This window comes from Erysipelothrix aquatica, from assembly GCF_009828825.1.
Taxonomy (GTDB): Bacteria; Bacillota_I; Bacilli_A; order Erysipelotrichales; family Erysipelotrichaceae; genus Erysipelothrix; species Erysipelothrix aquatica_A.
Window position 1 is genome coordinate 502,468 of record NZ_WTTA01000002.1, and the last position, 14,722, is coordinate 517,189.

General features: G+C 40.1%; 10 protein-coding genes. 2 read left to right on the forward strand and 8 right to left on the reverse strand.

Annotation, left to right across the window (positions count from 1 at the left end):
• Positions 1-43: 43 nt before the first annotated feature.
• The 6 genes from GVV22_RS05755 to GVV22_RS05780 are packed head-to-tail and all read right to left on the reverse strand — an operon-like array spanning position 44 to position 8,132.
• Positions 44-1,006, reverse strand: coding sequence for a type I phosphomannose isomerase catalytic subunit (locus GVV22_RS05755; protein WP_159649170.1), 963 nt, complete (start codon positions 1,004-1,006; stop codon positions 44-46).
• Positions 1,003-1,908 (reverse strand): ROK family protein, encoded by a 906-nt coding sequence (locus GVV22_RS05760; RefSeq protein WP_159649171.1) that lies wholly within the window; start codon positions 1,906-1,908, stop codon positions 1,003-1,005. Before GVV22_RS05760 ends, GVV22_RS05755 begins: the two co-directional genes overlap by 4 nt.
• Positions 1,909-1,910: 2 nt before the next feature.
• A complete protein-coding gene (locus GVV22_RS05765; protein WP_159649172.1) occupies positions 1,911-2,792 on the reverse strand; it encodes an ROK family protein in 882 nt (293 codons plus the stop codon).
• Between the two features lie 4 nt (positions 2,793-2,796).
• Positions 2,797-4,173, reverse strand: coding sequence for a glycoside hydrolase family 1 protein (locus tag GVV22_RS05770; protein WP_201290690.1), 1,377 nt, complete (start codon positions 4,171-4,173; stop codon positions 2,797-2,799).
• A gap of 1 nt (position 4,174) precedes the next feature.
• Positions 4,175-6,841 (reverse strand): alpha-mannosidase, encoded by a 2,667-nt coding sequence (locus GVV22_RS05775; RefSeq protein WP_159649174.1) that lies wholly within the window; start codon positions 6,839-6,841, stop codon positions 4,175-4,177.
• A 1-nt stretch (position 6,842) separates the two neighbouring features.
• The gene (locus GVV22_RS05780) at positions 6,843-8,132 is read right to left on the reverse strand and encodes a glycoside hydrolase family 125 protein (protein WP_159649175.1); all 1,290 of its coding nucleotides are present in this window, start codon (positions 8,130-8,132) and stop codon (positions 6,843-6,845) included.
• A gap of 173 nt (positions 8,133-8,305) precedes the next feature.
• Here GVV22_RS05780 and GVV22_RS05785 point away from each other — a divergent pair, with 173 nt between their 5' ends.
• On the forward strand, positions 8,306-9,361 hold the full coding sequence (locus tag GVV22_RS05785; RefSeq protein WP_159649176.1) for a substrate-binding domain-containing protein: 1,056 nt from the start codon (positions 8,306-8,308) through the stop codon (positions 9,359-9,361).
• A gap of 8 nt (positions 9,362-9,369) precedes the next feature.
• Positions 9,370-11,505, forward strand: coding sequence for a GH92 family glycosyl hydrolase (locus GVV22_RS05790; protein ID WP_159649177.1), 2,136 nt, complete (start codon positions 9,370-9,372; stop codon positions 11,503-11,505).
• Positions 11,506-11,544: 39 nt separating this feature from the next.
• Here the strand turns inward: GVV22_RS05790 and GVV22_RS05795 are convergent, their stop codons facing one another.
• Together GVV22_RS05795 and GVV22_RS05800 are read right to left on the reverse strand one after the other, a co-directional pair.
• Positions 11,545-13,041: a response regulator transcription factor gene (locus GVV22_RS05795; RefSeq protein WP_159649178.1), complete on the reverse strand. Its 1,497-nt coding sequence runs from the start codon at positions 13,039-13,041 to the stop codon at positions 11,545-11,547.
• Positions 13,034-14,716, reverse strand: a complete 1,683-nt coding sequence (locus tag GVV22_RS05800; protein ID WP_236261925.1) for a sensor histidine kinase — start codon at positions 14,714-14,716, stop codon at positions 13,034-13,036. Before GVV22_RS05800 ends, GVV22_RS05795 begins: the two co-directional genes overlap by 8 nt.
• Positions 14,717-14,722 lie beyond the last annotated feature (6 nt).

The window sequence follows — 14,722 nt, forward strand, 5'->3', positions numbered from 1 at the left end:
TGCAAAAGAAGACACTGCATGAATGCGGTGTCTTCTTTTTTTTCTATACTTTGATTGATAAGTAACGTGCAATACCACTTATTTTGATGTTTGGCGTATTTGCATCAATGAAAGCCGATTCCCCTTTTTTGAGCTCAACAACTGTATCGTTTTGTGTAATCGTGAGATAGCCATCGACAACCACAATCCCTTCAAAGGATGTATCGTCAAGATAATAATTTTTGAAATCATCAAGAATGACTTCTGTCGTTGTAAAGTAGTCACAACTTACAAGAATTCGGCTCTGGTAGCCGTCGGAAACAACAAATGGTTCCTGTGCTTCAAATGATGTATCTTTGGGTTCTAAATTTGATACGTCGATTGCTTGTTGGATATGCAACTCACGTAAATTACCATTCGCGTCTTTACGATTAAAATCGTAGACACGATACGTTGTGTTTGAATTTTGTTGGATCTCACAGATAACGATTCCCGCACCAATTGCATGAATCGTTCCCGCTTCAACGAAAATTACATCTCCTTTGCTTACCGGAACTTTATTGAGAACATCGAGGATGGTGTTCGTTTCAATCGCTTCCTTGTATGCTTCTTTGCTTAGTGATGTCTTTGTCCCATAGTAGATGGATGCACCGGGTTCTGCTTCCAAGATATACCACATTTCTGTTTTACCGTACTCATTTTCATGAACTTTAGCATACGCGTCCTCAGGATGGACTTGAATGGATAAGTCTTGTTTAGCATCAATAAATTTAACGAGGATGGGAAAGTATTCAAATGCTTGTCCTTTGGTGCCGAGAACGTGGCGACCTTGGGCATCAATGTATTCTGGTAGTGTCTTCGCAACACCGGAATAGTCCACAAGATAACTGGGTCCATCTTTATGGGTCGATATTTCCCAGCTTTCGGCAAGTGGCGTTAGTGGTGTTTCTTTGCGATAGGATTCTTTGAGTTTATTACCACCCCAAAGGTAGTCTTTGTAAGAGGGTGATAGCTTGATTACGCTCATATCATACCTCCTGCAAATACATTGAAGGCATATAGACCACCGCCGATTAGACCATTATCGTCGCCTAACTCCGCGCGTTTAATATTTACATTTTCAACTTGGACCGCATAGACTTTGGCTTGAACACGTTCGGTGACTTTTTCTACAAAATTTGGAGTTTTCAATGCAACACCACCTCCCAATACAACAACACCGGGATCGATGACACCAATTACAATCGCAATCATATTCGCAAGATATTCAATAGCATCATCAATGATAGCTTCAGCGGCCATATTGCCCGATTGTGCAAGTTGATAAACATCGCCAGCATGTTGTGCATCGAGTCCTTGTTGTTTAGCACGTTGTGTGATTGCCGTCCCACTGCAAATCGATTCTACAGATCCGGGTTTTAAATCACCCAACTGTGGGCCGTCTTTCCATAAAATAGCATTGGCCACCTCTTGCGCAAAACCGTGTGATCCTAGAAAGATATTTTCGTTGATGACTAAGCCACCACCCAGTCCTGTACTAATCGTGAAGTACTGAACTACATCTTCACCAACACCAGCACCTTTCATGGCTTCGGCATAACCTGCTAGGTTTGCATCATTTTCTAAAATTACGGGTAAATTCCAAAGTTTTTCAGCTTCTTCTTTAAATTTGAAGTAATGCCATCCTGTTAAGTTTGGCGGCGTGAGAACGATTCCCTTCTTTAAATCTAAAGGTCCTGGGCAGGACACACCAACACCGACACAGGGCTCACTAAAGCCTTGAATAATATCGTAAATCCCTTCGAGTGTCGCGTGTGGATTATCGCCCAACGTGGTGAAGGACTGACGTTCAATAATTTCGCCTGTTTGACTTATTAGAGCAACACGAGTGGATGTTCCTCCAATATCAACGCTTGCAGCATATTTCATGATTATTGTGCTCCCTTCTGTGTTTGAAATGCAGCCACTGCTCCGACTAAATTGGCATCATTGAGGAAATGACACGCCTTAACCGATACGTCGACACTTTCAAGACCTGCATTGCTTAACATATCTTGAATTCGTGTTGTAACTGCCGGTATTAAATCAGGGTTCTGGCTAACACCACCACCAATAATGATGGAGCTTGGATCTGTCGTAAATTGTAAATTATATAGACCTAACGAGAGATAATCATAGAACTTATTGACCTCGTCGATTGCACGTGCATCCCCTGCTTTTGCGCGGTCAAATACTTCTGCACCCGTTATGCTATCTTCCGGAATTCCTTGTCGACGGGCGTACCGTTCAGCCATATGGACAGCGGTACCAAGCATACTAAACGATTGTTTTCCGTCAAGAATCATGCAGCCAAATTCACCACCAAAGAGATTATGACCTCTTTGGATTTCGCCATTGACGATGACTGCACCTCCGATTCCTGTTCCAACAACCACAAAAAGTACGTTTGATTCTCCACGTGCAACGCCTTTCCATGTTTCCGCAAGTGCAGCACAGTTGGCATCGTTATCGATGCTTACCGGCAAACCAAAAACGGATTCAAGGTCTTCCACAATAGGGAAATGGTGGATATACTCGATTGCTGAAATACCACCGATAACACCTTTCGCAACATCAACACTTCCAGGGGCTGAAAGTGCGATACCTGAAATGTCATAAGTAATCTTGAGATTTTGATAAGTTTGATTGAGGCTATCTTTCATCTCGTCCCATGTTGCAGGTGTTTTGAATTGTTCTGTCATTTCAAGCGTATCATTATTCCAGATACCGTACTTGACAGCACTTCCTCCCATATCAAATGCTAGTATTGCCATGTTCCTATTCCCCTTCCTGTTGTGATTGAATAAAGTCACGCATCCAGAAGCTACTTGCTTTAGGTGTTCGTTTTTGTGTTTCAAGGTCGACACTGTAGAATCCGTAACGGTTCCGGTAGCCATTGAGCCATGACCAGCAATCTACAAATGTCCACATGTGATAGCCAAAGCAGTTTGCACCATTAGCAATTGCTTCAGATAGGTACTGTAGGTGTTCTTCGACAAATTCAATGCGGTAAGCATCTTGAATCATGCCTTCTTCATCCTTAAAGCGGACTTCGTCTGCGACACCCATGCCATTTTCCGATACATACCACGGCATGTTGTCATAGTGCGTTGTGATGAGGTTAGCGATATCTTTAATCGCTTCAGGATAAATCTCCCAACCACGATATGGATTCATACGACGTTCTGGCCAAGCATAGGCTTCGTAGAAGTCTTCAGGCATCGTTGCAAGACCCTCAAGTTTCTTCGATGGGGCTTGAACACGGCGTGGTTGATAATAGTTAACACCTAAGAACTCAGCTGTATTTTCTCGAATAATTTCTAAATCTTTTGCATCGGTTTCGGGAAGAAGACCGTGTTCTTTAAGAAGATTGACCATGAAGGGATCAAACGTTCCTTTGACCATGGCATCCATAAAGCTCGTAATGTTTAAAGCGTTCGCAATCCGTGTTGCTTGAACATCATCTTTCGAATCAGAGCGACCATAAACTGGGGTTAAGTTTAAAATGGTTCCGATCCGAATGTCTGAACGAACATTACGCATTGCATTGATAGCTTTTGCATGGGCTAAAATCGTGTTGTATCCAGCTAGAATAGCAAGTTTGAAATCAATAATCGCCGGATAATGAAATTCATATAAATAGCTACATTCAACATGAACAATGGGTTCGTTAAATGTTGTCCAGTCTTTGACTAAATCTCCAAATTCTTCGATACATGTTTGGGCATAGAAGGCAAAATGGTCCGTGACTTCTGCATTGGTCCACCCACCCTTTTCCATCATCCACCACGGCATATCGAAGTGAAATAAATTAATAATTGGATGAATGCCATTATCGATCATTGTTTGGAAGTAATCACGATAGTAAGCGACTGCTTCTTGATTCAGTGTTTTTCCGTCTGGCAATAATCGGGTCCATGAAATCGATGTTCGATACGAGTTTAGATTCATATCGCGCATGCGCTGGACATCCTCTTTGTAAAGTTTGTAGACATCTGAGGTTGTTTGCGGTCCCACGTTTTGATCAAATCGTTCAGGGCTCAATTCAAACCACTTATCCCATGTATTTAAAGATTTCCCACCACTTAGGTTAGATCCTTCAGTTTGAGGTGCAGAAGCCGCCGCACCCCACAGAAAGTCTTTTGGAAATTTCATTTTATTTGACATCTGGAATACGAATTGTACGAATCTCAGCGGCTTTGAGCGTTGTATCGTATGGTTTATCCGTGACGATTTCAATGAGACTGGAATCATAAAGTTGTGTGCCTTCAAAATCGACATGAATTGTTGTGGCATAGTCATTACTTAAGTTGAACATGCGAACCATGATATCTGTTTCGCGTTCTTTACGTTTGAGTGATGTTACATATGCATCTGGTGCGTCGACAATAAGGTATTGATGTTTGCTTGGGAATGGTCCTGCATGAACAGTAGCCTGTGTAGTGATGAATGGAACTTGGATTCCTTTCATCGCACGGTAGTAATCATGTTTGTCATCACGACCATGGAAACTTACAGCATAGGACACTGTTGTTTCACCAAGAACTTGTGCTTCTGGTGTTGGGAAATATCCCCAATCACCCATTTCTCCAGTACCGCGATGAATTGTGACTGCAAGATACTGATTATCCAATACCTCATATTCATGCAATCCCGTATTTCCTACAATCATCCCTTTTTCCTCAGTTGTGATGGCAGAGAACGCTTGTTGGTGTTGTGGGTTTGTTGGATTTTGCCATGATTTTGAGACTGCATTTGGACGTGTTACAACTTCATAAATACTTTCAGATTCATGTGTTGGTACCGACATTGAACTGTTGAAAATAGCACGAACACGATGGTCCTTCGCTTGATTATTAAAGTGTGTTTCAAATTTTAGAATTGGGCTATCTGCCTCAAGCGTCATAATCGTTTCGAGTGTCAATGGGATAAGTTTTGTTGAGCGTTTTGATAATCGCTCACGCATTTCTGTCACTGATTCTTGCTCTATTTTGAGCAGATCCTCAGCCGCCTCAGGAATCATCATCGTTTGTGTCATCTTCACACGTTTTACTAAAGCAGTATCATCAAGCATCGTTACTGTTGCTTCCAATCCTTTGGAAGTGATGAATGTTCCGTCATGAGATTGCTTGAAGATATACTCATTCCCGATATCACCTGCATCATCAAAATAAAGAACATCTTCATAAGTATGACCGTGTATTTTATCCTCAATATCTATTTGTCCGGTATTGGAGATGGATACACGTAATGATGCGTTTTCCAATCCTTTGTATGATGATACGAGTGGTTTGGATGTTCCTTCAACAAGTGCAAATGTCTCCCATGAGAAAGACGGCATCATTTTCATATTTAAACGTACGGTGATGTAGCGTGCAAAATGAGGTTTACGGAAAGCGTCCTTTGGTAAATCATAGTTGTACTTCACATCTGAACTTACGATTTCAAAAGGTACCGATTTCCCACTTTCATTGATTACGAGGACATCTGGTGTCCCTTTTTCAACAAGTTCGTAGTAGTTTTCCTGCGGTTTACGATCGTTAAATGGGATTCGTTCCCACTCTACTTCAACTTCGACTAAACCTGACTTTTCTTGACCTTCTGTATTGAAAACAACAAATGGACGTGATGCTTTCGGGAAAACGTCTGTATTTAATGCAGTTTCAATATGGCGAAGTGCTTCGTCACGTACAAAATTACCAACTTGTTTTGCATCTTCAAAACGAGTCATCATGCCACGGTGAATACTATCGACACCACATCCACAAATCGAATCATGAGGATGGTTTTGCATTAGCTTCTTCCAAGCGTATCGCAACATTTCATGTGGATAGTGACCCGTTACATCGGTCGCAATTGTAGCCAAAGGTTCTGTAATACGTTCTAGAAGATTTTGTACTGCAACGTTTTCTTGTTTTAAGTAAATTCGTGATGATGATGTATTCGCTAATGTATACCAACCATCTGTTTCTTGGCTTGTTAGTTCACCTTTAACGGTCCCGATATCTTCTGGAAGTGTCGCTTTGACAGCTTCTATATAATCCGGAAAGTTACTATGAATGAATTCGTAGTCTGGATACAGTTCATTGGCAAGAGCGATGGCTTTTGCCACGTCCTTTTGAATTGGTTGATGGTCAACACCATTCATCATGAGAAGGTGTGGCGTTGATGCATAACGTTCTGCATCGGCAAGTTTCTTATCCCAAAACGAAATTGCTGCTTCGCGTTCAGCTGGGATTTCATTACCATTGCTATACCAGTTGGCAAACAAGATACTGAAAATTTCAGTACCATCAGCGCCTTCCCAGTTAATTTCAGAGTATTTTGAAGTGTAGTCTTCATCAACAACGACGTTATTGAATCCTGTCGTTTTGACCCCGCGACCATATGCAACTGCGTCCATATTTCCTTGTATCATCATTTGTGGCGCTTGTCCCATGTTGCCAAATGTATCTGGGAAATAACCAAGTTTTACGGGTTCGCCCCATTTGTAGCTCTCATCGAGTCCTACAAGCATGTTTCGTGCGTTTGCTTCAGCGCTAATCAAGAAATCATCTTGTAGAATGTAGAAAGGTCCAATGAAGAGTTTTTTGTCACGGACTAGTTTTTCCAGTTTCTCACGGTTCTCTGGACGCACTTCAAGATAGTCATCCAATGATATTGTTTGACCATCGAGGTGATAGCTTTTATACCCAGGATCATTTTCGAAAACTTCAAATAAATCATCGAAGAGTTCGATTAAGCGCATATGATGTTGCTCATATGGCATGTACCACTCACGATCCCAGTGGCTGTGTGAAATGATATGTACTGTCTTTTTCATATTATCGTTTAACCTTTATATCGAAGAAATCCATGACAAGTTCACAGAACATCATGTTTGCCCACGAGAACCACTCACGGGTGAAGTTTGTTGGATTATTGACATCGAAACTTTCGTGCATCATTTTTGTTCCCCCATCAGTGGCTACCAATGTATTTAGGATTGCTGCTTTTGCATCTTTATCATTGGTTGTTAAACCTTCGATTGATAGTGCGATTGGCCAAATGTAGCCTTCTGGGGTATGTGAACTTCCACATCCACGCGCAAATTGTCCTTCATAGAAGTATTTGTTTTTAGGACTCAAAATATGATTACGCGTATTTTGATACAGAACATCATCGACATCACAGAATCCCAAGTAAGGAGCTGCAAGAAGGCTTGGGACGTTTGGATCATCAATTAATAGGGCATTGCCTAAGCCGTCAACTTCATAGGCATAGATATATTTTTCGCCGTTTGAGAATACTGCAAAGTCTTCGATGCCTTTCTTAATTTCGAGTTTGAGTTGTTGTGCTTGATTTGCTAGGTTTGCATCAACATTTACAGTAGTAAAGATTGTTTCCATATATTCAAGAACAACAACCGCAAACATATTTGATGGTACTAGGTAGTTGTATTCACACGCATCATCGCTTGGTCTAAATCCTGACCAAGTCATACCTGTTCGAGCAACTTCTCCACCACGACCACCATTGGTTAATGTATCTTCTTTTCGGTCTGTTGGACGTTCAAAGTTGTATGGGGATTGCGTATGATCTTGCTCGACTACCCATAAGTCAATTACCGTTTGTGCTACTTGTTTGAAGCGATCGTCGAAGATTGTTGCATCTTGAGTATGTTGATAGTAAAGATAAGAAAGTTGGATTGGGTAACATAATGAATCGATTTCATATTTGCGTTCCCAAATGAGAGGGGTCATGGTTGTATCATCGGTTTGATGGCCTGCGCCATTCGCATCTTCGTTAAATGCATTGGCATAAGGATCATGAAGAATCATGTCAAATTGCCGCGAAATTACACCACGAATCATGGCTTGAATATCTGCATCACGTTCAGCAATGGGAAGATATGGACGTACTTGGGCTGTTGAATCACGAAGCCACATTGCTGGAATATCTCCTGTCAGTACATATGTATCGTCTTCGCTGATACGTTTGATTGTTGTAAGCAGTGTGTTTGAATACACGTTTTCAAATATTTCTGACCACCCTTTGTGTTCTTCACCACAAAGTTCAGCAATTTCATTCATAAAATCACGTACGGATTTTGGCATTTCTTTATAGATTGTCATAGTTCCTCCTAAAGTTGATATACCAAGATATATTTACCAGTTACACTTCAATTTTATTCTTTATACAATAGGTTTTTAATGGACAAACTATAGGTCTTTGTGTACGAATTATTGGATTGATTTTTCTTGATATAACAAGTAAAATGTAGATGATATACCAACCAGGAGGCAATATGACCAAACCTCTATACCAAACAATTAAAGAGCACATTAGAAACGACATTTACCATGGCAAATACCACGCTCACGACCAGTTACCAAGTGAGAATGATATTGCTGCCACATTCAATGTCAGTCGTATTACATCAAAACGTGTTTTAAACGACCTTGAGCAAGAAGGCCTTATTTATCGCAAACGTGGTCTTGGGAGTTTTGTAAGTCCAATAGAAAAAATCACGTCTACGCGTGATTTAACCGATATTCTATTTATTATGCCTTTTCCCGATACTTACAGTTTTGGAAATTACACGCAAGGCATTCTTCAAGCACTTCAAGATACACCTTATCGTCTGCAAGTACAGCAAAACAGTAAAATTTCAGCAGAACAACTTCAAGATATTGCGACAAATTATGCCGGGATTATCTTCTATCCATTCAATAACAACGATATTTTAGAATATGCTTACCCTCTCTATTTGCTCAATGTTCCAACCGTGATCTTAGATAAAGAAGTATCCGGTGTTCCCTTTTCAAGTATTATTTCCAACAACTTTCAAGGGGGATATCTTGCAACACAACACCTGATTGATCAAGAATTGAAAAATATTGCCTATATAAGTACCACACGCATAGAAGATGTTTCATCAGTTCGTGAGCGCTATTTCGGATATCTCAAGGCTCTTAGTGATTCTGGATTGAATCATAATGCTAAACCGATCTATTGCAACTTAACGAAGAATGCAGATGACTTTAAAGATTTGATCCACGATCTGATTGCATCAGGGATCAATGGTATTGTGTGTGAAAACGATATTCTCGCAATTTCTATTATGAATGCCTTAACACATCTGAATTATTCGATTCCACACGATTTCAAGATTGTTGGTTTCGACAATACCCAGGCGTCACAATTCGTCAATCCGCCACTTACAACCCTTGAGCAGAACTTTAAGCAAATTGGGATGCGTGCAATGCAACACTTACTTAAAATTATCAAAAATCCAAATACACCACAAGAACGACTGATTATTGATGTTTCACTCATCAAACGCGAATCTACGCACAATTAGGAGACTTTATGACACACGATACAATTGATACACGCGTCGGGACACAAAACTATCCCGGTTATTCAAATGGTAACACCCTCCCTTTCACCGGAGTTCCCTTTGGTATGAACTACTTTGCACCACAAAATGATGAAGGGTCATGGTGGTTTAATCCAAGCAAACCATTATTTGCTGGTTTTCGCTGTACACACCAACCGAGTCCTTGGATGGGTGACTTCAGTAGTTTTTTAATAACTCCCTTTACAACCGATCCACTTATACGCAGTGTGTTTCACCTTCAAAGCAGTTACCGCATTGAAGAAGCTGTATACAATCCAGGATATCTCAAACTTACAAGCCAACGCTACGCCCTTGAGTCAGAACTAACGGCATCAACTTACGGAATGAAGCTTAAGAACACAAGTCTACGTTCTGAATCAGTCGGTTTTGTGATATCAGCAATCAAAGGCATCCATGATGTTCGTATTGATGAAAACACCATTTCATATGCTGTCGTGAATGCTTCAGGCTCAGAAGATCCAAACTTCACAATGTATGCACATATGACGTTAGATGTTCCATTCACTGCTGAAGCAAGTACTTTTGAAGATGGCACTGACATTATCATTATTCGTACAACTTCATCACATCCAACCATTACCGTTGCGACATCTTTTATCAATTCGCAACAAGCAAAACTAAATGCATCACGCTTACCATCAACCTTTGAAAGCATGTTAGCAAATGCGAAAGATGCATGGAATCAAAAACTTTCCAAAGTTGAAGTAACCCATACTGACAAAGAAGCTGTCAAAATGTTTTACGCTGCACTCTATCGTTGTTTCCTTTTCCCTCAAACATTCTATGAATTGGATGCCAACAACGAACCTGTCCACTACAATACAATTACGCAATCGAGTGCGCCAGGGGTCTTATTTACCAATAACGGATTCTGGGATACTTATAAATCATTGTTCCCACTCTTTTCCCTTATTGAACCCGACCACTATGAACTGATGCTTGAAGGTTTCCTCAACAGTTTCCATGAATCCGGATACCTTCCAAAGTGGCTTTCACCCGATGAACGCGGACTCATGCCAGGCACTCTTGTCGATGCAGTTATCAGTGATGCGCTCACAAAAGGTCTCGCTCACGATAAAATTGAGTCGTTGTATGAGGCGATGAAACAATCTGCAACAATCGAGTCGGAGAACCCACAGTATGGCCGCCGCGCCGTCAATGATTATTGGAAATATGGCTACGTTCCATCAACCTACCACGAAAGTGTCAACCAATCGTTAGATAACAGTTACAGCGATTTTTGTATCGCACAAGTAGCAAAAATGCTTGGACGTACCAATGATTACCAAACATTCATGGACAGTTCAAAGAATTATGCACAACTCTTTGATTCAAACTCTGGATTGATGCGTGCAAAAGATACAGACGGCAACTTCAGTGATTCATTTAGTGATATCGAATGGGGACATGCGTATACTGAAGGATCCTCTTGGCAAAACTCTTGGGCTGTGTATCACGATTTTGCAGGTCTTATTAAGTTATATGATTCAAAACAAGCATATCTTGATAAAATTACGCATCTCGTGAACCAAAAACCGTACTTCACATCAGGAAGTTATGGCTTTGAAATTCACGAAATGAGCGAAGTCGCTGCGATTGATTTTGGCCAAATGGCAATCTCAAACCAACCCAGTTTCCATATTCCATATCTCTTCACGTATGGTGGCGAACCGGCATCAACACAAGTTCTTTTACGAAGCCTCATGCGCGAAACATTCAAACCTACATTCACAGGTTACCCCGGCGACGAAGACAATGGTAGTATGTCCGCATGGTATGTCTTCAATGCTATGGGATTCTATCCAGTTAGTCCCGGAACACAAGAATATGTCGTGGGTATTCCATTCTTTGATACTGTTACAGTAAATCTACCAAACGGTGAAATACTACAAATCAATACCGAAAATAACACACGTCATCACAATTTCGTTTCCAAGATGATGAAGGATGGAGTTGAGTATACACCACTCTATCTCAAACACAATGACCTAATCCAAGGTACGCAACTAGATTTCGAGTTAGGAATCGTTCCTCGTCAACGTCAATATACGGATGATGAACTTCCATTCTCAATGTCAAAATAAACTAAAAAAGGAAGAACAAAGATTGTTCTTCCTTTTTTGTTAGTCTAAGTGAAGGACGTCGCCGTTTTTGTGCCATCGTTCACGGAACTCTCGAGGAGAGATTCCACATTCCTTCTTAAAGTTTTTGTAGAAATATCCAGAGCTTGTATAGCCAACAAGTTCCGCTATTTCATTCACATTGTGACTTGATTGCATCAATAGATTCTGCGCTTTTTTAATGCGATGTTGATTTAAATATTGTGAGAAGCTAAGTCCCGTTTCTTTCTTAAAAATCTGTCCGAGATACATCGCGTTTAAATGTAATGCGTCTGCAATCGTTCCAATTGTTAGGTCATCGGTATAATTTTGATGAATCATTTGCAGTGCTTTTTGAACGTTCACATTGTACTGCTTGACATCAGTTTGCGCATGATTAACCTCAATCGATGACTCAAGGACATCTAAAATTTCGCCGATTGAGTTTGCACCATGTAGCAATTTGAGATTTGAATAGTAATGCTCGGAAGACATACGATTGTAATGACGGTAAATGTCTGAAAAAACAATAAACGCAATATAGCGTATATACTCTGGTTGTGGATTGGTTACAATCGCCTCATCAATAAGACCTTTCATCTCTTCACGAATTCCTGCACCATCTCCTAATGCAAGTGATTGATGGAATTTCTCAAACGATATTTTGGCATTCATTTCGATGCTCGTGCTATCTTTAATACTTTGATCACGCAAGTACGAATCATCGTCATAAAACTCAACAATTTCCAAGAGTGCCGAGGCATGGTCATAACTACGATGAATTTGATCGAACTTAACAAACAAATCGCCAATCGCAATCTTTTCATCTTCTTTAATAATGAGATGAATGATTCCCTTACGGACTTGATCGAAACGAATATTTGAACCCTCAACGACAATGTACAGTTCTTCTCCCATATAAGCATAGTACGGAATCATCATCTCTTTCATGAAATGATTCCAGACTGTTTTACGTGTTTCAGTTACGCCACCAATTGCTATCACCGAATACAAATCGGTTAACTCAAGACGATGCCCTAATTGTTTTAAGATACGACGTAAATCGACTGAATCAATCTCCCCCGTTAACCAACGAATAATTGTATTCCGAAAGAGAATTTCATCTCCCTGCTCGTGATACTTTTCTTCATCAAGCTTTTGAACTATTTTACGAATCGAGCCATTCAACTCAACCGTATCAATTGGTTTCAGGATGAAATTTTCAGCACCAAGACGAATCCCCTCTTTGACATACTCAAACTCTTGATACCCTGACAAAATAATAAAGTTAAAGTTGATGTCTTCTTCTTGCGATTGTGCAACAAATTCAATACCCGTCATTACGGGCATACTCACATCCGTAATCACAATATCTACAGGATTTTCGCGAACATAATCCAAAGCGTCGATGCCATCATCAAAGGTTCCTACTAATTCAATACCCAGTTGGTCCCATTGAATAAGCTTCTGTAACCCCTGTAAAATCATATACTCATCATCAATTAAGATTACTTTATACATCCGATTCCTCCTCTATAAAACTAATTAAAACCTCAAATCCTCCATTATCACTATGAGCGACTTCCATACGATAGTCATTGTCTTTGTAGAATACTTTCAATCGTTCATGAACATTCACAAGCCCTACTGACTTGTCATTATCCAAATCAAATTCAGATTCTTGCAAGCGTTGACGAATTGTAGACAAGACTTCATCCGTGACCCCTCGTCCATTATCCGAAACTTTAATATGAATTCGTTTATTGTCCTTATAGACTGCAACTTTAATGGCATTATCAACACGACGATAGTTAACACCGTGTACAAAATAGTTTTCAATCAAAGGTTGCAACGTAAATTTGGGAATGCTAATCATTTCAAAGTTCTCAGCAACATCAAATTTATAGGCAATCTTATTAGGATATCGCATTTGATGTAGATAAACGTACTTTTCCACAAATTCAAGTTCTTTCGCTAGAGTCGTTGTCTTCTCTAACGAAATGTTGTTGCGAAGTAATGTAGAGAATGTGTAGACGATATCCGCTAATTCATTAACCCCTTCCGAGACAGCATACATTCGAATAAATTCTAATGTATTGTATAAGAAATGGGGATTGATTTGTGATTGTAAGGCACGCATATTAATATCCTGTTGGCGAATCTCCATCTGATAAATTTGTTTAACATACCGATTCATACTGTCCAAGGTCTCGTTAATTGCCTGGGAAATAGTAAGAAGCTCATCCTCTTTATTTTGAATTTCAATACGATCCGAAACATTACCACGACGCACTCGCTCCATGGTTCCCAACACATCGTTTACTTGTGTATCATAACGCCCAAATGTTCTAAACAAGACGAACAGTAGAATCACAATTAAGAAGGTCCCTCCTGCAGTAATCAAAGCGTATGTAGAGAATGACTTCATAAAGATATCGTACTTATCAGCAGCTACAATGAGTACCGAACCATCTGATAACTCAACACGATTATAGACATACTGTTCAAAAATTGCGGAATCTAATGGTGAACGGGTTTTATACTGCGTCTTGATGTGTTCTTGTAAGACATCACCATTCCCATTATTGTATTGATATTGAATATTTCCCGTACTCGAAAGTAGGAATACAATCGGTTCTACAAATTGTTGCTCCTGTTGCACAATCGTATCAAATACCGAGTAGTCAATGTATAGATAGATATTTCCGAGCGGTAGGTATGCATCATAATTAATAATCGGTCTGGAAAAGACCATGTAGTCGGAAATATCAGGTAATTGATCCGGTTTACTTCCCATTTTGTTATCTCGACTTGAGTGATAAATGTCATTGGTTGCCTCAAGCGAAATTACAAACCCTTCAATCGCATCATAGCGTTCGTAGAGTTTTTCGACATCACGCGGAAAAAGTTGGAACTGTGGACGTCCCAACTGTTGCGTATAATACTTACTAAAATCCATATAAAAGTAATCACGCATACTATCAAGACGCGCCTGATCGGGAAAGAGATCATTGATCATACGTCGTAAATCGGTTTGATATCCCCCTGTTACAGCTGATACTTTTTTCGTTATTTGATCCACTTGATTCTGTACTGCCGTTCGATCGGACTGTGTTGTTGCATAACTCACCATCAACGAAAAGATGAGTATAACGACAATTAGTATCGCGGCATATGTATGAATCAAACGCTTCATCAGGCT